This window comes from Pseudoalteromonas sp. SWN29 (genome assembly GCF_015864465.1).
In the GTDB taxonomy this organism is placed as follows: domain Bacteria; phylum Pseudomonadota; class Gammaproteobacteria; order Enterobacterales; family Alteromonadaceae; genus Pseudoalteromonas.
The window spans coordinates 1-22,274 of the sequence record NZ_JADYXE010000036.1; the positions used below are offsets into that span (position 1 = coordinate 1).

Annotated in this window: 20 protein-coding genes; 5 read left to right on the top strand and 15 right to left on the bottom strand. The window is 40.5% G+C overall.

Features of this window, described 5'->3' with window-relative positions; translation table 11 throughout:
• Nucleotides 1–118: 118 nt before the first annotated feature.
• The 8 genes from I6F53_RS13945 to I6F53_RS13980 form a co-directional block, all read right to left on the bottom strand.
• Nucleotides 119–2,383, bottom strand: coding sequence for a xanthine dehydrogenase family protein molybdopterin-binding subunit (locus I6F53_RS13945; RefSeq protein WP_197239943.1), 2,265 nt, complete (start codon nucleotides 2,381–2,383; stop codon nucleotides 119–121).
• The gene (locus I6F53_RS13950; protein WP_197239944.1) at nucleotides 2,380–2,877 is read right to left on the bottom strand and encodes a (2Fe-2S)-binding protein; all 498 of its coding nucleotides are present in this window, start codon (nucleotides 2,875–2,877) and stop codon (nucleotides 2,380–2,382) included. Before I6F53_RS13950 ends, I6F53_RS13945 begins: the two co-directional genes overlap by 4 nt.
• Nucleotides 2,878–3,052: 175 nt before the next feature.
• The gene (locus I6F53_RS13955; RefSeq protein ID WP_197239945.1) at nucleotides 3,053–3,808 is read right to left on the bottom strand and encodes a hypothetical protein; all 756 of its coding nucleotides are present in this window, start codon (nucleotides 3,806–3,808) and stop codon (nucleotides 3,053–3,055) included.
• 55 nt (nucleotides 3,809–3,863) lie between these two features.
• Complete coding sequence (locus tag I6F53_RS13960) at nucleotides 3,864–4,730, bottom strand: hypothetical protein (protein WP_197239946.1); 867 nt, start codon at nucleotides 4,728–4,730, stop codon at nucleotides 3,864–3,866.
• A 225-nt stretch (nucleotides 4,731–4,955) separates the two neighbouring features.
• Complete coding sequence (gene metH, locus I6F53_RS13965) at nucleotides 4,956–7,586, bottom strand: methionine synthase (RefSeq protein WP_197239947.1); 2,631 nt, start codon at nucleotides 7,584–7,586, stop codon at nucleotides 4,956–4,958.
• A 9-nt stretch (nucleotides 7,587–7,595) separates the two neighbouring features.
• Nucleotides 7,596–8,666: a homocysteine S-methyltransferase family protein gene (locus I6F53_RS13970; protein ID WP_197239948.1), complete on the bottom strand. Its 1,071-nt coding sequence runs from the start codon at nucleotides 8,664–8,666 to the stop codon at nucleotides 7,596–7,598.
• Nucleotides 8,656–9,603, bottom strand: coding sequence for a homoserine O-succinyltransferase (locus tag I6F53_RS13975; protein WP_197239949.1), 948 nt, complete (start codon nucleotides 9,601–9,603; stop codon nucleotides 8,656–8,658). Before I6F53_RS13975 ends, I6F53_RS13970 begins: the two co-directional genes overlap by 11 nt.
• 210 nt (nucleotides 9,604–9,813) lie before the next feature.
• Nucleotides 9,814–10,464, bottom strand: coding sequence for a porin family protein (locus I6F53_RS13980; protein WP_197239950.1), 651 nt, complete (start codon nucleotides 10,462–10,464; stop codon nucleotides 9,814–9,816).
• A gap of 329 nt (nucleotides 10,465–10,793) precedes the next feature.
• Between I6F53_RS13980 and ettA the strand changes: the two genes are divergently transcribed.
• The 5 genes from ettA to I6F53_RS14005 all read left to right on the top strand — a co-directional run bounded on the left by ettA (nucleotide 10,794) and on the right by I6F53_RS14005 (nucleotide 15,241).
• Nucleotides 10,794–12,467 carry an energy-dependent translational throttle protein EttA gene (gene ettA / locus I6F53_RS13985; RefSeq protein ID WP_197239951.1) on the top strand — a complete coding sequence of 558 codons (1,674 nt, stop codon included), beginning with the start codon at nucleotides 10,794–10,796 and terminating at the stop codon, nucleotides 12,465–12,467.
• A gap of 135 nt (nucleotides 12,468–12,602) precedes the next feature.
• Entirely contained in the window at nucleotides 12,603–12,968 is a 366-nt protein-coding gene (locus I6F53_RS13990; protein ID WP_197239952.1) for a PilZ domain-containing protein, read from the top strand.
• A gap of 56 nt (nucleotides 12,969–13,024) precedes the next feature.
• A complete protein-coding gene (locus I6F53_RS13995; protein ID WP_197239953.1) occupies nucleotides 13,025–13,933 on the top strand; it encodes a histone deacetylase family protein in 909 nt (302 codons plus the stop codon).
• Nucleotides 13,934–13,995: 62 nt separating this feature from the next.
• On the top strand, nucleotides 13,996–14,490 hold the full coding sequence (locus I6F53_RS14000) for a TlpA family protein disulfide reductase (RefSeq protein ID WP_197239954.1): 495 nt from the start codon (nucleotides 13,996–13,998) through the stop codon (nucleotides 14,488–14,490).
• Nucleotides 14,491–14,575: 85 nt separating this feature from the next.
• Nucleotides 14,576–15,241, top strand: coding sequence for a hypothetical protein (locus tag I6F53_RS14005; protein WP_197239955.1), 666 nt, complete (start codon nucleotides 14,576–14,578; stop codon nucleotides 15,239–15,241).
• A gap of 99 nt (nucleotides 15,242–15,340) precedes the next feature.
• On the opposite strand, the gene cyoE is transcribed toward I6F53_RS14005, so the two are convergent.
• From cyoE to nqrM, 7 genes are all read right to left on the bottom strand, one after another.
• Nucleotides 15,341–16,225: a heme o synthase gene (cyoE, locus tag I6F53_RS14010; protein ID WP_165728490.1), complete on the bottom strand. Its 885-nt coding sequence runs from the start codon at nucleotides 16,223–16,225 to the stop codon at nucleotides 15,341–15,343.
• A 9-nt stretch (nucleotides 16,226–16,234) separates the two neighbouring features.
• Nucleotides 16,235–16,573: a cytochrome o ubiquinol oxidase subunit IV gene (gene cyoD / locus I6F53_RS14015; RefSeq protein WP_165728489.1), complete on the bottom strand. Its 339-nt coding sequence runs from the start codon at nucleotides 16,571–16,573 to the stop codon at nucleotides 16,235–16,237.
• Nucleotides 16,573–17,214, bottom strand: coding sequence for a cytochrome o ubiquinol oxidase subunit III (cyoC, locus tag I6F53_RS14020; RefSeq protein WP_165728488.1), 642 nt, complete (start codon nucleotides 17,212–17,214; stop codon nucleotides 16,573–16,575). Before cyoC ends, cyoD begins: the two co-directional genes overlap by 1 nt.
• Nucleotides 17,211–19,199: a cytochrome o ubiquinol oxidase subunit I gene (gene cyoB / locus I6F53_RS14025; protein ID WP_197239956.1), complete on the bottom strand. Its 1,989-nt coding sequence runs from the start codon at nucleotides 19,197–19,199 to the stop codon at nucleotides 17,211–17,213. Before cyoB ends, cyoC begins: the two co-directional genes overlap by 4 nt.
• Before the next feature lie 2 nt (nucleotides 19,200–19,201).
• Nucleotides 19,202–20,161 carry a ubiquinol oxidase subunit II gene (cyoA, locus tag I6F53_RS14030; protein ID WP_165728486.1) on the bottom strand — a complete coding sequence of 320 codons (960 nt, stop codon included), beginning with the start codon at nucleotides 20,159–20,161 and terminating at the stop codon, nucleotides 19,202–19,204.
• A 318-nt stretch (nucleotides 20,162–20,479) separates the two neighbouring features.
• Nucleotides 20,480–20,899 carry a hypothetical protein gene (locus I6F53_RS14035; protein WP_197239968.1) on the bottom strand — a complete coding sequence of 140 codons (420 nt, stop codon included), beginning with the start codon at nucleotides 20,897–20,899 and terminating at the stop codon, nucleotides 20,480–20,482.
• 1,162 nt (nucleotides 20,900–22,061) lie between these two features.
• Nucleotides 22,062–22,274, bottom strand: coding sequence for a (Na+)-NQR maturation NqrM (nqrM, locus tag I6F53_RS14040; RefSeq protein ID WP_007376137.1), 213 nt, complete (start codon nucleotides 22,272–22,274; stop codon nucleotides 22,062–22,064).

Here is a 22,274-nt window from a genome sequence, read left to right on the forward strand (position 1 = left end):
CAAAAGATGATAAGGGTATTGTGAAGCAACCAAAAGATCGGTCAACCGATCAAAAATACCTTAACTGATCGGTGTTAGCCATTTGGCGGTTTTTTTGTTTAAGCTGTAGGTTATTTAGCTACGCTTTTAATTGGTTACCAATCGGTAACTGCCTAATACGCTTTCCGCACGCTGCAAAAATAGCATTACATAATGCTGGCGCATAAACTGGTGTAGACGGCTCGCCTACTCCTGCTGGTGGTGCATCACTTTGTACAATTTCAACTTCAATCTCAAGAGGTGCGTCGCTCATACGCGGTACGCGATAATCATGAAAGTTACTTTGCTGTACGCGCCCTTTATCAAAGGTAATACCATCGCTGATTGCAGTTGTAATACCGTAAATAGAGCCACCTTGGGTTTGGTTTTTAACAGTGTCGGTGTTTACAACCGTACCCGCATCAATGGCAACCCACGATTTAATTACTTTTAAATCGCCAGCATCCGACACTTCTACTTCAACTACCGTAGCTACGTAAGTTAGAAAGCTTCTGTGTGCTGCTATGCCTAAACCTCGACCTTTAGGAAGCTCTCGCCCCCATTTACTCATGTCAGCCACTTTTTCAATAACATGGCGCAGTCTGCCAATATCTAGAGGATAAACCGCTTTATCGCCACCGTAATTATCGTATGTGGCATTTTGCTCAGTTACATCAACAATGCGACTCGGACCTATAGTGTCTAGTAAATAGTCTTTTTGGTCGCGACCGGCTTTGTGCGCAGCTTCGCCAATAAATGACTGAATAGCAAAGGCATGAAAAATATTTGATACAGAGCGCATCCAACCAATTCGTGCTTTGGCTTGCGCATCACCGTTTTCTAACTTCATATTAGGCGTGTTAATAGGGTTATCGGTAAATCCTAAGCGCAGTTCAAAGCTTCCCGGCGTAGTCGCCCCTTCTGAAAAGGTAGAGGTAATTGGTGAAAACGCGGTGCGATGTAAATACGATTCTATTGCGCCATTTTTATCTAGCGATGCTTCAATGTGCTGAGCCGAAACTGCATGGTAAAAACCATGTTGTATGTCGTCTTCACGCGTCCATTGCACGCGAATAGGCTTGCCTACTTTCATTGAAAGGTAAGCTGCTTCTGCTGAAAAGTCAGGTTTTGATTTACGCCCAAAACCGCCTCCCAACATGGTAACGTGAACATTAATTTTGCTCTCATCCATGCCAAGCATTGCCGCCACTGTTTTCATATCGGCTTGTGGATTTTGCGTAGCAGCCCATATATCAACACTGTCTTTGTTGTACATAGCTGTTGCACAAGGCGGCTCCATTGGTGCTTGAGCAAGATGCGGCGCATAATAATCAGCTACGAGTTTATTGCTCGATTTAGCCAATACGCCCATGGCATCGCCTTTATCACGTATGTTTGCCTGTGGAGTTTGTACTGTTTGTAATAATGACTTTTTAAATTCTTTTGAATTGTAATCGCCATTTTTGCCATCATCCCACACCACTTTTAATGCTTTACGCCCTTGCCATGCAGCCCATGTGTTTTTAGCTATAATCGCAATGCCGCCTTTTGGCTGAAACTGCGGCGCGCCTTTTGGTGCAGGTATTTCAATAACATCTATAACGCCATTTATCGCTTTTGTAGCACTGGCATCAAACGACTTAACAACGCCGCCTACGACTGGCGGGCGTTCAATTATAGCCACCAGCGCTTGTGGTTCGCGTACATCGGCTGCAAATATTGCTTTGCCTGTTACTAAATCGGCTAAATCTATGTGCGCCATGCCAGTATTAATATAACGCCATTCTTTGCGTGTTTTAAGCGTTAGTTTGTCAACTTCTGGTGGCGTTATTGTAAGCGCTAAGTCGATTAAATCTTTATAAGTAAGCGACTTACCTGAGCTGTGTGTAACAACGTGTTGATTAGCTGTACAGGTGTGTGGATCAACTTTCCAATATTTAGCAGCTGCGTGCTGCATCATGTAACGTACACTTGCGCCCATTTCACGCAGGCGCTGCATGTTATAGCGAATACTGCGCGAGCCATCGGTATTTTGATCGCCGTATTTAGGGTCGCCCTTACCCTGAATAACAATAACCTTATCCCATGCGGCTTCCATTTCATCGGCAACAATTTGTGCAATAGCGGTGCGAATTTGCTGACCCATTTCAGAGCGATGGCAGGTTATTTCAACCATGCCGTCTGGGCGCAGTGCAATAAATAAGTTTGCGCGTTTTGCCAGCTCAGATGGCTGCTCTAACACGCCAGCAAATGCTCTTGGCGCACTGCCAACAAAATAAGTACCCAGCACTAGCGCACCTAGGGCACTAGTTTTTAAAAACTTACGGCGGGTTAAATCAAAGTATGTATTATTTGCTTCGCTCATACTTCTTCCCCTAGTTCATTTGGGTCAAAATACTGCACGCCCGCAATAGTTTTAGCAGCCGATTTAATCGCTTTATGAATACGCGGATAAGTACCACAACGGCAAATATTGCCCGACATATTACTTACTATTTCATCGTCGGTTGGGTTTGGATTAGCCGCTAATAAACTCGCCGCTTGCATCATTTGGCCGCACTGGCAAAAACCACACTGCGGTACTTTATGCTCTATCCATGCTTGTTGCACGGGATGGTCGCCCTGCTCGCTTAGCCCTTCAATTGTAGTAATTGAACGCCCTGCTGCTGCCGCTACCGGTAATACACACGAGCGCTGAGCTACCCCATCAATATGCACAGTACACGCACCGCATTGAGCCATACCGCAGCCAAACTTAGGCCCTGTTAAATTCAATTCGTCTCGGAGATACCATAATACTGGCGTTGACGGATCGCCAGAAAACTCATGTTTATTACCATTAATGGTAAGCGTGATCATACTAAACTCCTTGGCAAAGCGCTTTTAAAGGACGGTTCCTTGTTGCGCGAGAACTATTTTAATTACTTACTACTTTTTAGCCTACCACTTAGATCTATTTTATAAAAATACTAATTATTAGAACGCTTAATTGTTAAAAACAGATCCACATTGTTTAATACACTAAAAATATACATTAATTAGCACTTACCACAGGCTCGTTTAACAACCGCTCATCGTCTTTATAAACTTCAAGCCAACCCGGTGGTGATGTATCGCAGCCAATAATAGTTACTTGTAGCACATAACTATAGCGACCATTTTTAAAGGTATAGTGATGATTCCCGCCGCTACCCTCAAATGTAATATCGCCATTTAGTAAAACCATATCAGGCTTGTCGCTTGGTTTTTTATTAATACCCCACACTGCATACCGATAATTATGAGCCCCTAAATCATCAACACGAATATGGTAGTTAGCTGTTTTCCAATCGAGTACTGGTTTTTCAAAATTATTGATACTTGCGTGCAAGGATTGCTTACCTTGTTCGATTAAGCTTTTAACAAGTGCCTGCTCTTTAGTATTTTGGGTATTTACAGCAATAATTTTACCGTCAGTATCTATCCACATAACGCCGTTATTTAGCATAATGCCGCGCCAACCAACTTTATCCCAATCGGTGTCAATGTTTGAGGCGGCAATCGCTGCCACTAACTCATCATTAAACACTTCATCAAAACGGTTAATAAACTCAGCTTCATTTTTAATGTCAGGTATCGGGTATAGTCGTTTAAGTGGGTAATAAACAAGCGAAACAATAGCTGCTTTATCGTTACCTTCAAAGGCAGCAATAACAGGCAAAACGCTCTCGTGATACTTTTGATCAAGAGCGAATGTGTTTGATGTAAAAAGTAAGGATAGGCACAGTAGAATGTGGCTTAGATATTTCATTTATAGTCCTTCAATTTGGGCTTTTATTATATTTCTAATACTTTGACCTAAAATCTTAGAACATACCTTTCTGCTGAGGCGCTTCTTTATGATCTGTAACTTTCGTAATGAGTTTTTCAATCTTCAAACCTTGCGGCGTTTTAGTCTGAATTATTTCCATTTCAACTATTAATAGATCCCCTTTACCAAACCGCTCTCCTTTATCTACAGTCTCAATAAATTCTCTATCAGTAATCTCTGCATAGAAACTGGATTGTCCATCAAATAATTTCCACTTATTTCCATCTTTAAAGGATGGTGATTCAATAGTTAAACCTGTTGTAATTGTATTTTTTGAAATTGGTAAATCGAAATCTAGAGGTTTAAAAAATTCAGCATCATTAGCCGAAGCTTTAGTTTGGATGTCAAACTTTGAAGATTTTAACTTTACTTCGCTTAACCCTTTAAGCAAAGGCTCTCTAATAAATGTATCCAATGAATTAGCTGCTTTTGGGTCAGAAAGAACATTTAGCGTTTGAATATGAAATACTTGAGTATGACCATTAGAGTTTTCAATATTAACTGTATTCGCATTACTATCTGGTGTGCACTGCTTCGGTTGATTGCCAGCTAAATGAATACACAACTTAATTGAGTCAGTAGCCAGAGTAATAAGGTCTTTGGGGGAGCTGGTGCAAAATAGTGCTCCAGAGGATAAACCTACAACCTGAAGTAAAAAATCAATATCAAATGATTGTCCTCTAAAACCTGATACATCCATACATAGCGATGCATCTTTACCATAAGCTTCTGTTGTAATAACGTTCATAAATTCATCTAATGCCAAAATATAGCGAGCAACATCTTTCGCTTTTAGTTGCCCTTTTTCAACTGCTGCACCGTAATATTCAAGAGATAGCTGATCTTCCGTAATTATCTGCATTATAATTCCTTAGTTAGAGTAACTAAAACTTAGTATCCTTTATGCTTAGTCCAAAACTAATACATAGACTACATGTTCAATCCATTTAATAGTCACATCTAATACCTATTATGTAAACAACTGAGTTATCGATATTTATTGTCATAACAAATATAAAGATACAAAATAAAAACGAGCCTAATTAGGCTCGTTTTTGTTTTAACTTATAGCTTACCGTTTATCTATTTACTCCGGATCATATCCTAAATTAGGCGATAGCCATCTTTCAGCTTCTGCTAGCGTCATATTGGTTCGTTTAGCGTAGTCTTCAACCTGATCCTTTTGTACCGCTGCTACTGCGTAGTACTTAGCTTCGGGGTGTGAGAAATACCAACCCGAAACAGCAGCACCTGGCCACATGGCGTATGAGCTAGTTAGCTGCATGCCAATGCGTTTTTCGGTATCGAGCAACTGCCAAATTTTCTTTTTCTCGGTGTGCTCTGGGCACGCAGGGTAACCTGGCGCTGGGCGAATACCTTGGTAGTTTTCGCGTATTAGCTCATCGTTTGCTAGGTTTTCGTCTGGTGCAAAACCCCAATACTCTTTACGTACTTTTTCGTGTAGGTATTCTGCAAACGCTTCTGCGAGCCTGTCGGCAACCGCTTTAATCATTATTTTGTTGTAGTCGTCTTGCTGTGCGTCAAACGCATTTGCTAAGTCGTCTTCTTCTAAACCGCCTGTTACTGCAAACGCGCCAAAATAGTCTGGTGTGCCTTTAGGTGCTATGTAATCGGCTAGGCAGTAGTTAGCAAAGTCGGTTTTTTCGGTTTGCTGACGTAAATGGCATGAGGTCGTTAATAACTCTTTGCGTGTTTCGTCTGTGTATATTTCTATGTCGTCCCCAACGCGGTTTGCAGGGAATAAACCTATTACGCCAAGTGGTTGCAAACTGCCTGCTTTTTCAAGGTCGTCTAACATGTCGTTAGCGTCTTTAAATAAGCTTTGGGCTTGCTCGCCTACGACTTCATCGGTCATTATGCGCGGGTATTTACCGGCGATTGACCACGTCATAAAGTATGGCGTCCAATCTATGTATTTACGCAAAGTAGCGATTGATACGTTTTTAAACTCGATCACGCCAAGCTTTTTAGGCACTGGTGGCGTGTAGTTATCCCAATCGAGTTGTGCTGCGTTATCGCGTGCGCGCTGGATTGTAACGGGCTTAGAACGTGGTTTTTTACGCGCTTGTTGCTCGCGTACTTTTACATATTCCGCTTGGGTTTTAGCTAAAAAGGCAGGTTTTAGCTCTTTAGATAACAAGCTTGATACCACACCTACTGCACGGCTGGCGTTACTTACGTACACTACGCCCTTGTCGTACTGTGGCTCAATTTTAACGGCAGTATGCGCTTTAGAAGTAGTAGCGCCACCAATCATTAATGGGAGCTCAAAGCCACGGCGTTTCATTTCTTTTGCTACGTGTACCATTTCGTCAAGCGATGGGGTAATTAAGCCCGATAATCCAATAATATCGGCTTTTTCGTCGATTGCGGTTTGCAGTATTTTATCGGCAGGCACCATTACGCCTAAGTCGATTACTTCGTAGTTATTACATTGCAGTACAACACCCACAATATTTTTACCTATGTCGTGTACGTCACCTTTTACGGTCGCCATCACTATTTTACCGTTAGTTGAGCCTTCTTCTTTTTCAAGCTCAATGTATGGGTCTAGGTAGGCTACGGCTCGCTTCATTACGCGCGCCGATTTAACAACTTGTGGTAAAAACATTTTACCTGCGCCAAATAAGTCGCCTACTACGTTCATGCCGTCCATTAGCGGCCCTTCAATTACGTGAATAGGTTTAGCTGCTGCGGCGCGGCATTCTTCGGTATCTTCATCTATAAAGGTAGTAATACCTTTAACAAGCGCGTGCTCAAGGCGTTTTGCAACAGGCCATGTGCGCCACTCTAAATCTTCTACTCGCTCAGCTTGCGCCATACCCGAGTATTTTGGTGCAAGCTCTACTAAACGCTCGCCTGCGCCTGAGTCGGTGTTAAGTATTACGTCTGTAACGGCTTTGCGTAACTCATCTGGTATGTCGTCGTAAACAGCAAGTTGGCCTGCGTTTACAATGCCCATATCCATACCCGCTTGAATAGCGTGATATAAAAACACCGAGTGAATAGCCTCACGTACTGGGTTATTACCTCTAAACGAAAACGATACGTTTGACACCCCGCCCGACACTTTACAGTGCGGTAAGTTTTGCTTAATACGGCGCGTGCCTTCAATAAATTCTACGGCGTAGTTGTCGTGCTCTTCAATACCGGTGGCTACGGCAAATATATTAGGGTCGAATATAATATCTTCTGGCGCAAAGCCAATGTCTTCTACCAATATTTTATAACTGCGCGCACATATTGCGAACTTACGGTCAGCGGTATCTGCTTGTCCGTCGGTATCAAACGCCATTACAACAGCGGCTGCACCAAAGCGTTTTATTATTTTAGCTTGGCGAATAAACGGCTCTTCACCCTCTTTTAGCGATATTGAGTTAACAATTGCCTTACCTTGAATACACTTTAAGCCTGCTTCTATTACTTCCCATTTTGAGGAGTCGACCATAATTGGTACGCGAGAAATATCAGGCTCTGAGGCTATTAAGTTTAAAAACTTAACCATGGCGGCTTTTGAGTCCAACATGGCTTCGTCCATGTTTATATCAATAACCTGTGCGCCGTTTTCTACTTGTTCGCGTGCAACTGTTAGTGCGGCTTCAAAGTCTTCTTCCATGATTAAACGTTTAAACATGGCCGAACCAGTTACGTTGGTACGCTCACCAACATTAGTAAATACTGCTATTTGCTGTGTCATGTTGGCTCCTTAGTTTAAGTTACAGGCTTCAAGGCCTGATAAACGCATACGTACTTCAAGCTCAGGTAAAGGGCGAGGTTTAACGCCTTCAAGCCCTTTTGCAAACGCGCGAATATGCGCAGGCGTTGTACCGCAGCACCCGCCTACTATATTAATAAAGCCCGATTTACCCCAATCGATAATTTCGGCTGCCATTTCAGGCGCTTCTAAATCGTATTCACCAAACTCATTAGGCAAGCCCGCATTAGGATGTACTGAGGTAAATGTTTCGCATACACGCGATAGCTCTTGCACATATTGGCGCAATAAATCAGGGCCAAGCGCGCAGTTTAGGCCGATTGATATAGGCTTAATGTGGCGAATAGAGTTATAAAATGCTTCGGTTGTTTGCCCCGAAAGCGTACGCCCAGAGGCATCGGTAATAGTCCCTGAAATCATTACAGGTAATTTACGCCCTGCTTGCTCAAAGGCTTCTTCTACTGCAAACGATGCGGCTTTTGCGTTAAGCGTGTCGAATATAGTTTCGATTAGTATTAAATCGGCGCCGCCTTCCATTAATGCAAGCGTTGACTCAACGTACGCAGTAACGAGTTTATCAAAGGTAACATTTCGGTAACCCGGATCGTTTACATCTGGCGAGATTGAACACGTTTTAGAAGTCGGCCCTAAAACACCCGCTACATAACGGGGCTTTTGTGGCGTTTTAGCACTAAATTCGTCGCACATTGCGCGTGCTAATTTAGCCGACTCTACGTTTATTTCACGGCTTAGGTTTGCCATGTCGTAATCGTCCATCGAAATGGTGGTCGAGTTAAATGTGTTGGTTTCGATAATATCGGCGCCCGCTGATAAAAACCCACGATGAATATCTGCAATTAACTCAGGCTTTGTGAGACTTAATAAATCGTTATTGCCTTTAATAAGTACATGCCAATCTTTAAAACGCTCGCCGCGATAGTCTTCTTCCTCTAGCTTATGATCTTGGATCATGGTGCCCATTGCGCCATCTAAAATTAAAATGCGCTCTTTTAGCGCAGCACTTATTTCGGCGTGTTTATTATTTAAAGCATTATTCGGCATAGTTGTTAGTCCTCACATCTTGGCTAACTAAATTAATATCATACGGTGTGGTTTGGTACACGTAGTAATTTAACCAATTCGAAAAAAGTAAAAAAGCATGGCTTTGCCACGTTTTTGAAGGTTGTTTGGTTGCGTCGTCGTCCGGGAAGTAATTTTCGGGTTTTGGTGCATCAGGGCTTTTTTTACAATCGCGTTCGTACTCAGCTTTTAAGCTATCTGCGTCGTACTCAGGGTGGCCAGTTATAAATACTTGGCTACCCGATTTATTTTTAAGTAAGTAAGCCCCTACTCGCTTGGAGCCCGCCAGCACTACTAGCTCATCACAGGCATTTATTTTATTTATATCAATGTGGCCATAACGTGAATGCGGTACTAGAAAGGTGTCGTCGAATCCGCGAGTTAATGCACCATGATCAAAATAACATTGGTGGGTAAACACACCACATAGCTTATCGTCTTTTAAATCACGCTTTAAATTATAACGGTGATATAAGGCTGCATGCGCAGCCCAGCACGAAAATAACGTAGAGGTGACATGTTGCTCAGCCCAATCAATAATAACTTTTAGCTCGTCCCAATACGCTACATCGTCGTACTCCAAATGAGCAAGTGGCGCACCGGTTACAATTAACGCGTCGTAATTGTTGTCTTTCACTTCAGAGAAATAACGGTAAAAGGTATCAAGGTGCTCTTCTGAATTACTGCTACTGCGATGAGTATCGAGTCGCAGTAGCTCTACATTTACTTGCAAAGGCGAGTTGGCAAGCAAACGAATAAACTGTACTTCGGTTTCTACTTTATTAGGCATTAAGTTTAAAATAGCCAAACGCATTGGGCGTATTTCTTGCGTTTTTGCACGAGTTTTTGGCATTACAAATACGTTTTCTTTACGTAAGCGTGCAATAGCGGGTAACTCGTCTTTTACTGTAATTGGCATATTTTTACTCCTGCTCATAAAAACCGAAAGTTAATTATGAACTGAAAGTAAAAAATATCAACCTCTAGATGTATAGATGTCTAAATGAAATTTATTCATTCTATTTAAATTGAAAAATATTAGGTGTTATGCAAAAGAGGTTCTACATATGGAGTGATTTGTTTTGATACTTTTGAAATAGCGCTACCAAACTTAGTAGCGCATACGTATTTAAAACCGATAGTTTACAGATAAATTAAGTGCGTAAATATCGCCTTCGTCTGTATCAAAATATTGATATTCAGCGCTTACCTGCCAGCGTTGAGTTAATCGATAGTCAATCCCAGTCCCGTACGTTACGCCGCCTTCGTCATAGTTTTGCTCAGTTATTAGCGTAGAATTTGTATCTGTACCTGTTATTGATTCTGCCAGGTTTTTTACGTCGTCTTCATTGTAACTTAATTTATTTCTACCATAGCCACCAAATAAAAACACATCAGCTCGAGATGAAATTGGATAATTAGCTTTTACAAATAGACTTGTTTGCAAATCAAGGCTTGAATCAATTTGGCTCTGAATCGGTTCTGAGGTTAACGAACCGTCCTGGGGGTTTTGAGTAAAAACAATTCCATTTAAAGGTGCTGATTCATCATTTAAACCAAAACCTACACGCCCTTCTAATGCAAAATATCGCGAAAACTGATAACCAAACCGTCCGTAAAGCGTTGTAAATTGTAGGCTATCACTTTCATGAACATCAATCTGTGTTGAGCCCATACCTACTCCATGGTAGTAGCCGTTTACGTGGAGTATTTCGGCTTGGCTTGAAAATGTATATAGCCCTAAAAGTAACGCGCTTAACTTTATAACTGTTGTTTTCATGTTCACTCCCTAAACGTTATTAATTTTAAATAATGTTGATGTTTTAAAAAGACTTGAGCTAGTCGCTTTTATAGTTCGCTTGTAGCTTATCACTTGTAAACATCTTGTTCCTTTTTTGTTTAAATTGAAATATATTTGAACAATATAAAACAATAGATTACAGAATCTTACATAATAGACATTCTGCAATCTCGGTATTTTTAACAACCGATAAAAGAGAATAACGTTAGCACAAACGAATAGTTCTACGCGTCATTCGTTGACTGTTTCACCTGTGAGCCACTACAATACAACATTGAAATTTTTATTATTATTTGAAGGCTCCTTTAATGGTTTTACCTGATAAATTTATATTCTCGATGAGTCGAGTATCTAAGGTTGTGCCTCCTAAGCGCACTATCTTAAAAGATATTTCGTTGCACTTTTTCCCTGGCGCAAAAATTGGTGTACTTGGTTTAAACGGTTCTGGTAAATCTACGTTACTACGTATTATGGCCGGTGTTGACCAAGATTTTGAAGGTGATGCACATCCTCAGCCTGGTACTAAAATTGGTTATTTACCGCAAGAACCAGTATTAGACGAAAGTAAAACAGTGCGTGAAATTGTTGAAGAAGCCGTTGGCGAAGTTAAACATGCACTTAGCCGCTTAGACGAAGTGTACAACGAGTACGCAATGGAAGGCGCTGACTTTGACGCACTTGCAAAAGAGCAAGGCGAACTTGAAGCAGTTATTCAGGCGCACGATGGTCATAACATTGACAACGTTTTAGAGCGCGCAGCTGATGCACTTCGCCTGCCAGAATGGGATGCTAAAATTGAGCACCTTTCAGGTGGTGAACGCCGCCGTGTTGCTATATGTCGATTATTGCTTGAAAAACCAGACATGCTTATTCTTGATGAACCAACTAACCACTTGGATGCTGAGTCGGTTGCATGGTTAGAGCGCTTCTTACACGATTACGAAGGCACTGTTGTGGCGGTAACGCATGACCGTTACTTCCTTGATAATGTAGCTGGTTGGATATTAGAGCTTGACCGTGGTGAAGGTATTCCATGGGAAGGTAACTATTCTTCTTGGCTTGAACAAAAAGATGCGCGCTTACAGCAAGAACAAAAATCTGAAAAAGCACGTCAAAAATCAATTGCGCAAGAGCTTGAATGGGTTCGTTCAAACCCTAAAGGTCGTCAAGCTAAGTCAAAAGCACGTATGGCTCAGTTTACTGAAATGCAGCAGTCTGATTACCAAAAACGTAACGAAACTAACGAGATGTTTATTCCACCTGGTCCGCGCTTAGGGGATCAAGTACTTGAAGTAACGAATCTTCGTAAGAGTTTTGGTGATCGCGTTTTAATTGACGACTTAAGCTTTAGCATGCCAAAAGGTGCCATTGTGGGTATTATTGGCGCGAATGGCGCAGGTAAATCAACGCTATTTAAAATGATCAGTGGTGAGCAAAAGCAAGACAGCGGTAGTATCAGTGTTGGTGAAACTGTTCACCTTGCGACCGTTGATCAGTTCCGTGATGGTATGGACGAAAGCAAAACTGTTTTCCAAGAAATATCAGACGGACAAGACGTTCTAAAAATTGGTAACTTTGAGTTCCCAAGCCGTGCATACGTTAGTCGCTTTAACTTTAAAGGTAACGATCAGCAAAAGTTTGTTAAAGACCTATCTGGTGGAGAGCGTAACCGCTTACACCTTGCTAAGTTATTAAAAGCTGGCGGCAACGTGTTACTACTCGATGAGCCAACCAATGACTTGGACGTTGAAACACTACGTGCTCTAGAGAACGCTATTTTAGAGTTCCCTGGTTGTGTAATGTGTATATCGCATGACCGTTGGTTCCTTGACCGTATTGCTACACACATTTTAGATTACCGCGACGAAGGTCAAATTAACTTTTTTGATGGTAACTACACTGAATACGAAGAGTGGCTTAAAAAGACACTAGGTGCAGCTGCAGCTCAACCTAAACGTATTAAGTACAAAAAAATTGGCTAATATTTATTAATGCTAATTTGAGCCCTGCATTTATGCGGGGCTTTTTTATGCCACCAGCATTGTCTGCACATATATTGTTAGCATGTAGTCAATTATCCGCTATGCTAAATTTATTAAAAACAATAAAGTTAAATTATGCAAAACCGTCGTCAATTTTCTCGCGTGTTATTTTCAACTACTGCCCAACTTGATTTTAATAACCATGAATACCCCTGTAAATTGCTTGATGTATCATTACATGGCGCGTTAATTACTAATTGTGATGCCTTTATTGGCAGCAAAAAAAGCCAAGCCGTTCTGTGCTTTACCTTGCCTCAAAGCGATATAGAAATTAAAATGGAAGTAGTCATCTGCCATATTGAAGCCGATCATATTGGCTTAAAATGTCATCACATTGATATAGACAGCATTACCTATTTAAAGCGTTTAATAGAGCTAAACTTAGCTGATGACGAGCTACTCCATCGCGAGCTCGCTATGTTAATTCACGAGACACAATAATAGACTCAATTGAATTAGTTGATTACCATAGGGCAAACTTTTTAACTTGTGAAAACATGATTTTAAATCCACATTTACCTTTGGTGTATCACCCTAACTACTCGTTTAGTTTCGATCCAAAGCATCGTTTTGCAATGAGTAAGTTTGCACATTTATATGCGCATGTTGCCGAGCTTGGTTTAATCGGCAGTAACCTGGTTGAGCCAATACTCGGTACGCCAGAGCCGCTTGAGCTAATACACTGCGAAAACTATATACATGACTTGTGGAATAATCGCCTAGATGAAAAAGCCATGCGCCGCATTGGTTTGCCTTGGTCAAAAGAGCTTATGGCACGTACTTTTACAGCTCCTCAAGGGACGCTTCAAACAGCTCGTTTAGCACTTAAACATGGTATAGCGTGTCACCTTGCTGGTGGTACACACCATGCACATACCGATTTTGGCTCAGGCTACTGCATGGTTAACGATTTAGCCTTTACCACGCAAACTTTAATTGAATCGGGTGAAGTAACTAACGTACTTATTTTTGATTTAGACGTGCACCAAGGTGATGGCACTGCGGCCATGTTAGAGCATCAGGCATATGCTTATACTTGTTCTATCCATTGTGAAAAAAACTTCCCCTTTAGAAAGTCCGCTAGCGATCTAGATGTTGGCTTAGCCGATAATATGAAAGACGATGAGTATTTAGGCATAGTTGACGACACACTGCAATTTTTGCTCAAAGAGTTAAATCCCGATTTAGTGCTTTACGATGCAGGCGTTGATATTTGGCAAGGTGATGGTTTAGGTAAACTCGACATTAGCTGGGATGGCATAGTTAAACGCGATCATTTAGTACTAAAACGTTGCCTTGAACACAACACCCCCGTAGCTACAGTAATTGGTGGCGGCTACGATAAAGATCACCTTCGCCTTGCTAAGCGCCATGGTATTGTTATTGAGCAAGCCGCTCGTTTTTAATGTGAAATAAAAATGTTAAATACTCGTTCTTATTTAATACATACAATAAAAACGAAAACACTATGAAACAACTCTTTTTTGCCATCACACTCACTTTATTAAGCTTTATAGTTAGCGCACAAGAGCAAGACGCTGAAGCAACATACCCTAAATTACCTGCATTAAATCTACAAATGGCCGATGGGTCTGCTCTCAGTACTCAAGATTTATTAGGTCAACCTTACATTTTACATTTTTGGGCAACGTGGTGCCCATACTGTAAAAAGCTACAGCCAGCACTTCAAAAAATTGATGATATGGGCTTAAAAGTTATTGCCGTGAGCTTTAAAGAAGATGACGATGCTACTCCCGCTAAAGCGCTTAGCGATAGAGGTTATACTTTTAAAACAGCCGTAAAAGCCGATGCAATAGCACAGCAATTAGGTATACGAGGCACACCTACTACATTGTTTGTAAATAAAGAAGGTAATGTAATTTGGCTGACTAATACGTCAAACCCAGAGGACGCAAACCTACATTTGAAGGCACGAACATTATTACACTCCATATCTGAGTAATAATATAGGTCTAAATTTAGTTTAAAAATATAAGTAATATAAACTTTATACTACAATTTAAGCTCATAAATTAATTGAGATTATAATGCGCCTACTACTTACTCTATTGCTCATTGCCATAAGTGGTTTTGCTACAGCGGAAGAAGAAAAGATAGAACTTCCACCGGTAGACCCCGCATACAATGCTGAGCACCCTATGGCTTTGCTAAATCAGGGTTCTAGTATTTTTGCTATTAATTTGCCAACGTATAAAGCACCACACGATGTGCAAGTAGTGTATAAAATAGAAAACCCTGATGTCGCTTTTTTAGAGCTGATACGTAATGCTGAACTTATAACTATGAAACCCCATCCATTTGATATTCAAAACTTAGTGGATGGGGCCGAGATAACTATTATCGCAGATGTATACGAGGGTGATTATAGGCAAGGTGGCAGTTTAATTTACTCAAATAGAGAAATAATAATGAGTGAAAAACTCTACTCTAGAAAGCTAAAAGATTTAACTGAGTCATCACAATGGCAAGACTACGACATGATTAAACTAAGCGGTACTGAGCGTATTTATATTCATAGAATTCAACAAGCGCCGAGCTATAACCATCTTATTTTTGTCGATTTAGTCAATGCTTGTATGCAAAAACTTCGTACATCAAAACGTGTACCGGCTGAAAACGAGCTTACTTATAAGTTTATTAACTGCGGTACGCTTAAACCACTTTATTACAATGCTGATGATTTTAAAAAGTAAAATAGCGAGTATACGAATGCTAAATCATTTCAATATTCAGGCATAAAAAAAGGCTCTTTCGAGCCTTTGGATTAACTTTGGAATGTTAAAGCTTTTAAATTAGGTAAGTGTTAATAGCTGTGGAGCAACGCTATGATAGTCAACAGCCATAGCAATACTTAACGCTGTAATATTAATGATAGAAAACGCGAACACTTTACGTGCCCAACTGGTTACATCAATATTTCGACGATACCCTCTTAGTGCCATTAATAACCACCAAAAACTGGTAATACAGGCAACAGCCATAAAAGCAGCGCCGGTGTATCCACTAATTGGCAGCAGCATTACAACTAAAGCGTATACAGCAATATAAAGTACGATATGGCGTTTTGCTTTGTCTATACCCTGCGCCACAGGTAATACTGGAATACCTGCAGCTTGGTAATCTTTAAAGCGGAAAATAGCGATGGCGTAAGAGTGCGGCATTTGCCACAAGCTAAACATAACCAGCAGTATTAACGCGCCCATATCGAACTGGCCTGTTACGGCGCAGTAACCGACTACTGGTGGTACTGCGCCCGAAAGGCTACCTACAAAAGTGCCATATACTGAGTTACGCTTCATGTAGAGGCTATAAACCCCTACATAAATTACGTAGCCAAAGGCTGCAAAAAATACCGCGGCTTGAGTGGTATAGGCGATAAGTAAACCAAAGCCCACAACACCCAATAAAATACCGTGACTAAGTGCAGCAAAGGCCGACATTTCGCCTGTTACTGTTACTCGCGTACGAGTACGCGCCATGGCTACATCTATGTCTCTATCTATAACATTATTGATAGCACAACCTGATGCAACCACTAGCGACAAACCAATTAATGTAGCAATCATTAACCATGGGTTTATATCACCGCGCGAGGCAAGTAAAAACCCGCCCGCTACGCTGATCAAATTGCCCATAATAATACCCGGCTTTGTCACTGATAAATAACGACGAAACATCTTCAACTCCTAGTACATCATCATTGCGTTAGATTCATAAATGATCCAAACAGATAACCCAACCACCATTACGATGATCAGAGCACTGAATAGGAATGAGAAAGTACTTGCACGGCCATCTTCGGTCGTAAAATTAAGGTGTAAAAAGTATTTTAAATGCACCCAAATTTGTACGATTGCTAAAGTAACAATGCTCCAAAGCGTTGTTGCCTTTGTGAAGTCGCCTTCCATTACCATCCAAAATGGAATGGCTGTCAAAATTACTGATAACACAAAGCCAATTAAGTAAGTTTTAACACTGCCATGAGATTCATCATGGTGCTCAGCATGTGTTTCGCTGTGGCTCATTACATTGCTCCCATTAAATAAACAACGGTAAATACACAAATCCAAACAATGTCTAAGAAGTGCCAAAATAGGCTTAAGCAGCTTAAACGCGTTACGGTTGCTTTACCTAGACCGCGTTTAGCAACTTCTATCATCATTATGGTCATCCAAATTAAACCGGCTGTTACATGTAAACCATGTAAGCCAACTAATGAGAAAAACGATGTTAAAAAAGCACTATGTTGCGGACCATGCCCGTTCACTATTAGGTGATGAAATTCGTATATTTCCATACCAATAAACACAGCACCTAAACAAAACGTAATAAATAACCAAGTAAGTGTGAGCGCCTTTTTTTGCCCTTGAGCGGCAATCATGGCAAAACCAAAGGTAATACTACTAATAAGTAGTGCAGCTGTTTCTACTGCTACAAAGTCGAGTTCAAAAATATCTTTACCCGATACACCACCGGCTGTGTTCATAAATAACACGGCGTAGGTTGCAAAAAATGAGGCAAATAATAAGCAATCGGTCATTAGGTATAACCAAAAACCGAATACGGTATCGCCCGATGTATCGTGATGATCATGCTCGTGCGCATGATCATCGTGAGATACAGACTCTAAATTTGCAGATTCTAAATTTGCAGAAAGTGTACTCACGCTTTTAGCTCCTTATTCCCACTTGAATTATATGCAGCTTCAATTTTTGCAATTTCATCAGGTTGTATATAGTAATCAACATCGCTGGCGTAACAACGTTTGATAAATAAAGCAATTGCGCCAATAAAACCAACAGCTGCTAACCACCAAATATGCCAGATCATCGCAAAACAAAATGCGGTTAAACTTGCTGCCATTAGCACGCCTGCTGATGTATTTTTAGGCATATGAATAGGGCTGTAGCTTGCCTTATCTTGGTAAGCTTGACCTTTTTCTTTCATGTCGGTCCATGCATCAATATCATCAATGTGCGGAATGGTAGCAAAGTTATACACTTGTGGAGGTGAGCTTGTTGCCCACTCAAGTGTGTGTCCGTTCCACGGATCGCCTGTTGTATCGTCAAGCGCTTCACGGTCTCTAAAGCTCACATATAATTGAACTGCTTGGCTAATAATACCAAACATAATAATGACAGCACCGCCTGCAGCAATGTATAGCCAAATGTTCCAATCAGGATTATTAGTGTGGTTTAAACGACGTGTCATACCTAAGAAACCAAGTACATACAACGGCATAAATGCAACGAAGAAACCGATAATCCAACACCAAAATGATGCCTTGCCCCATTTTTCGTTAAGCTTGAAGCCCATCGCTTTAGGGAACCAAAATACAAAACCAGCTAGGTAGCCAAATACAGCACCACCGATAATTGTGTTATGGAAATGTGCAATTAAGAATAAGCTGTTATGCAGTACGTAATCGGCACCAGGAATAGCAAGTAACACACCAGTCATGCCGCCTACGGTAAAGGTAACCATAAAACCAAGTGTCCAAAGTACCGGAACGGTTATACGTAAACGACCTCGGTAAATAGTAAATAGCCAGTTAAACAACTTAACGCCTGTTGGTACGGCAATAACCATGGTCATTACCCCAAAGAACGCGTTAACGTTAGCACTTGAGCCCATTGTGAAGAAGTGATGTAACCAAACAATAAACCCTAAAATAGAGATTGCACCGCTGGCGTAAACCATCGATTTATAACCAAATAAACGCTTACCTGCAAATGTCGAAATAATCTCAGAAAAAACACCAAACGCCGGTAATACTAAAATATATACCTCAGGATGACCCCATGCCCAAAACAGGTTGATGTACATCATGGCGTTACCGCCCAATTCATTGGTAAAGAAATGGAAATCGAGATAACGGTCAAGCGTTAACATAGTAAGCATTGCGGTTAAAATTGGGAATGATGCTGCAATTAAGATGTTTGCCCACGTACATGTCCATGTGAAAATTGGCATTTTCATTAAGGTCATGCCTGGTGCACGCATTTTGATAACGGTCGCTAAAAAGTTTACTGCAGTTAAGAGTGTTCCAAGACCGGATATTTGCAAAGCCCAAATATAATAGTCGACCCCCACCCCAGGGCTAAAGGTCAGCTCCGAAAGTGGCGGATACGCCACCCAACCTGTTTTAGCAAACTCACCAAAAACCAGCGACATATTAATTAAAATAGCACCACCGGTAGTTAACCAAAAACTTAAATTGTTTAAAAATGGAAAGGCAACATCGCGAGCACCAATTTGCAGTGGTAGTACAATGTTCATTAAACCAATCATAAATGGCATCGCCATAAATATGATCATAATTACGCCGTGAGCTGTAAATATTTGGTCGTAGTGCTCTGGTGGTAAATAACCGGGCGCGCCACTAGTAGCAAGTGCTAACTGAGTACGCATCATTATTGCATCAGAAAACCCACGAAACAGCATTACTAAAGCTAAAATAATATACATTACGCCTAAGCGCTTATGATCCACAGATGTGATCCAGTCGCGCCAAAGCACGCCCCATTTTTTATGCTTTGTAATTAGCGCAGTAATAACAATTGCAGCTATTAAAATAGCTGCCATCGTAAACACAAGAATCGGCTCGTGAAACGGTATTGCATCGAGTGAAAGTTTACCTAAAAACGACATTATTATTCCTCGTCCTGGCTGTGTGATGGTTTCGCTGAATGTTTGTCCATTGCGTGATGTTGCATACCCATCTCGCCATGTTCGCTCATCGCATTGTGCTTTTTATTCATATCGCCATGCGCCTGCATATATTTCATGATAATGGTATGAAATAAGCTGTCTTCAACTTTACCGTAATAAGCAACAGGATTATTTTCGCTCGCTTTTGCAAGCTCAACATAATTTGCATGAGTCAGATTATTAGCGCTTGAATTCGCTTTTACATCACTCACCCACTTATCAAAACCAGCTTGAGTAGGGGTAGCAATGGCATTAAACTTCATACCAGTAAAACCTGCACCACTGTAATTTGCTGAGAAACCTTTAAACGTACCTGGCTCATTTGCAATTAAGTGAAGCTTGGTTTCCATCCCAGCCATTGAGTATATTTGACTACCCAATTGCGGAATAAAAAATGAATTCATTGTGCTCTCTGACGTGATTTTATATTCAACAGGTACATTTGCCGGAAACACTAATTCATTAACCGTAGCAATACCTTGCTCAGGATAAATAAATAGCCACTTCCAATTTAATGACACCACTTCAACAGTAAGATGCTTACCTTTACCTTCAATGGGTTTGTAAGGGTCTAGCTCTTGGGTAGACACCCAGGTAATAACACCTAAAATAATCACAATAACAATAGGAACAGCCCAAACTGCGGCTTCAATTTTATTTGAATGAGCCCATTTTGGAGCGTAAATTTCATGAGTTTGCGTGTCTCTATATTTCCATGCGAAATACAAAGTCATCACAATAACGGGAACGACTACAAGCAACATAAGCACGGTTGCGATGATAATTAAATTTTTCTCATCTATGCCTATCTGCCCTTTTGGATCGAGTATCCCGCCTTTACAGCCTGACAACGCCAGCACGGTACTAGCTAAAGCAATATTACAAAGGTTACGAATTAACAAGGGAGTATCCTACAAACCTAGAGTTTCAGTTTGCTGCTTTGCATAAAAACCAAAGCAACGATTTTTCAATAAAAACCCAAGTTAACTAGAATTAAATTATAAAAATAAGGGGGCTATTCAAAACCTAAAGCTCATGCCATTAATGACCTAGCAACAAACCCAGCTTTCTAAACGCATTTATATAACGTAATAAAAGTTAACTTGGGTGAGTGGTGGTTGGCTGAAGTGTGCTTAAAAAACACAGAGCTACTTTGTTTTAGCTAACCTTAATTATTTACAGCAAGAACAAATAATTAAAACCAGCAACAAGATGCAGCCTTACAGACAACCTGTAAAGCTAGGTGGAGCACGACAACCATGTGCAACATGCACAGGCTGAAGAACTTTAGCCTCGCTAAAAGCAAAGGCTGCTTTACGGAGGATAATTCCAGCACGACGCGCTGGAAAAATATGGAACAATAACCAACAAAGGCCAATAAGTAACTGACTTGAAATGATTGGATGAGCTAAAAATCCGGCAATAGTAAGTAACAGTGGCTCTACAATAAACCCATCACTTAATAGCGCCTCAAGCTTGAAGGCATCCTCTAGTGCACCGCTTAACAACATGATCGTATTAAACACTAATAAAGTTATAGCTACACACACGCCCTTACCCGCTTTATTCAAGCGTTCACACGTAACTGGCTCGCTTGGGGCGAGATCAGTATTGGTATGATGTAAAGAAAGTGTGTTCAAAGACATTAACCTACTTAAATGACTATAACAAAATTAGAGTAATACAGTTTGCAATGGAAAAACTTAAAAAACATTGCTGCTGTAAGCCCAAAAATCAGGTGCTGAATACGATCAAATCCGGTTAGCACAAATTCCCCTTGTGAAAATTGATCCGTATCAATCAAACTTTCAAAACTTACTGAAAGTTCGAACGTGAGTATAACAAAGAGAATTTTCTGTTCAACTAAAAAACAATAAATTTGAGTTAAGCTTTCGAAGCTATTTTGTTAATAAAAAATAACACGATAAAAAACATAGGGTTGCTTAAAATAAAAAACGATTTAAAGAGAAATATTTAATAGAATTGTAGGCTTTTAGGAGGGAGTAATAATTGTGTCGCACAAATAAAAACAGCCCAAATTCAGTCACCACCGAAATTGAGCCGCTTTTCACACTGACAACATCTTCACACACAATATAAAGATTTTTTGTTTACACTGCGTGGCATTGTAGGGAAATAAAAACAACTCAAATACAGTCACCACCGAATTTGAGTTGCCTTTCACACTGACAACATCTTCACACACAATATAAAGATTCTTGGTATACATTACGTGGCATTGTAGGGAAATAAAAACAACTCAAATGCAGTCACCACCGAATTTGAGTTGCCTTTCACACTGACAACATCTTCACACACAATATAAAGATTCTTGGTATACATTACGTGGCATTGTAGGGGAAATAAAACAACTCAAATACAGTCACCACCGAATTTGAGTTGCCTTTCACACTGACAACATCTTCACACACAATATAAAGATTCTTGGTTTACATTACGTGGCATTGTAGGGAAATAAAAACAACTCAAATGCAGTCACCACCGAATTTGAGTTGCCTTTCACACTGACAACATCTTCACACACAATATAAAGATTCTTTTAAGCGAGGCCAACTTTGCCTAAAGCTTATGACTAGAGCCTTGCTCTGTGTCTATGGTTAAACTTTAGAGTGTTAGCTCCAATTTGACAAACGAGAAAAATAAACCTAATAGGTGAAAAAAACTAAACTATAGACGTTTGTCTAATACATTAAGATTGGGTTGGTTTGAGAACAAAGGATTTAAAGAGTTTTACAGACACAAAAAAAGCGCTGTAAAGCGCTTTTTAATATTTAAGAGAACTTAAATAATTTGATTTTCTTTCCAGGCTTGTTCTTTAGCTAAACGGTTTTTGCGTTTATCACATGGATCATCGCAATCACAGGCTTTATCAATACCAACCGAACCTAAACCACCACAGCTACTTGCCATAGATTTTTTTTGCACAATCATACCAACGGCCATAGCCGAAACTATCAAAATTAGTAAGCCAAAAGTAAGAAGAAAAAGTGACAT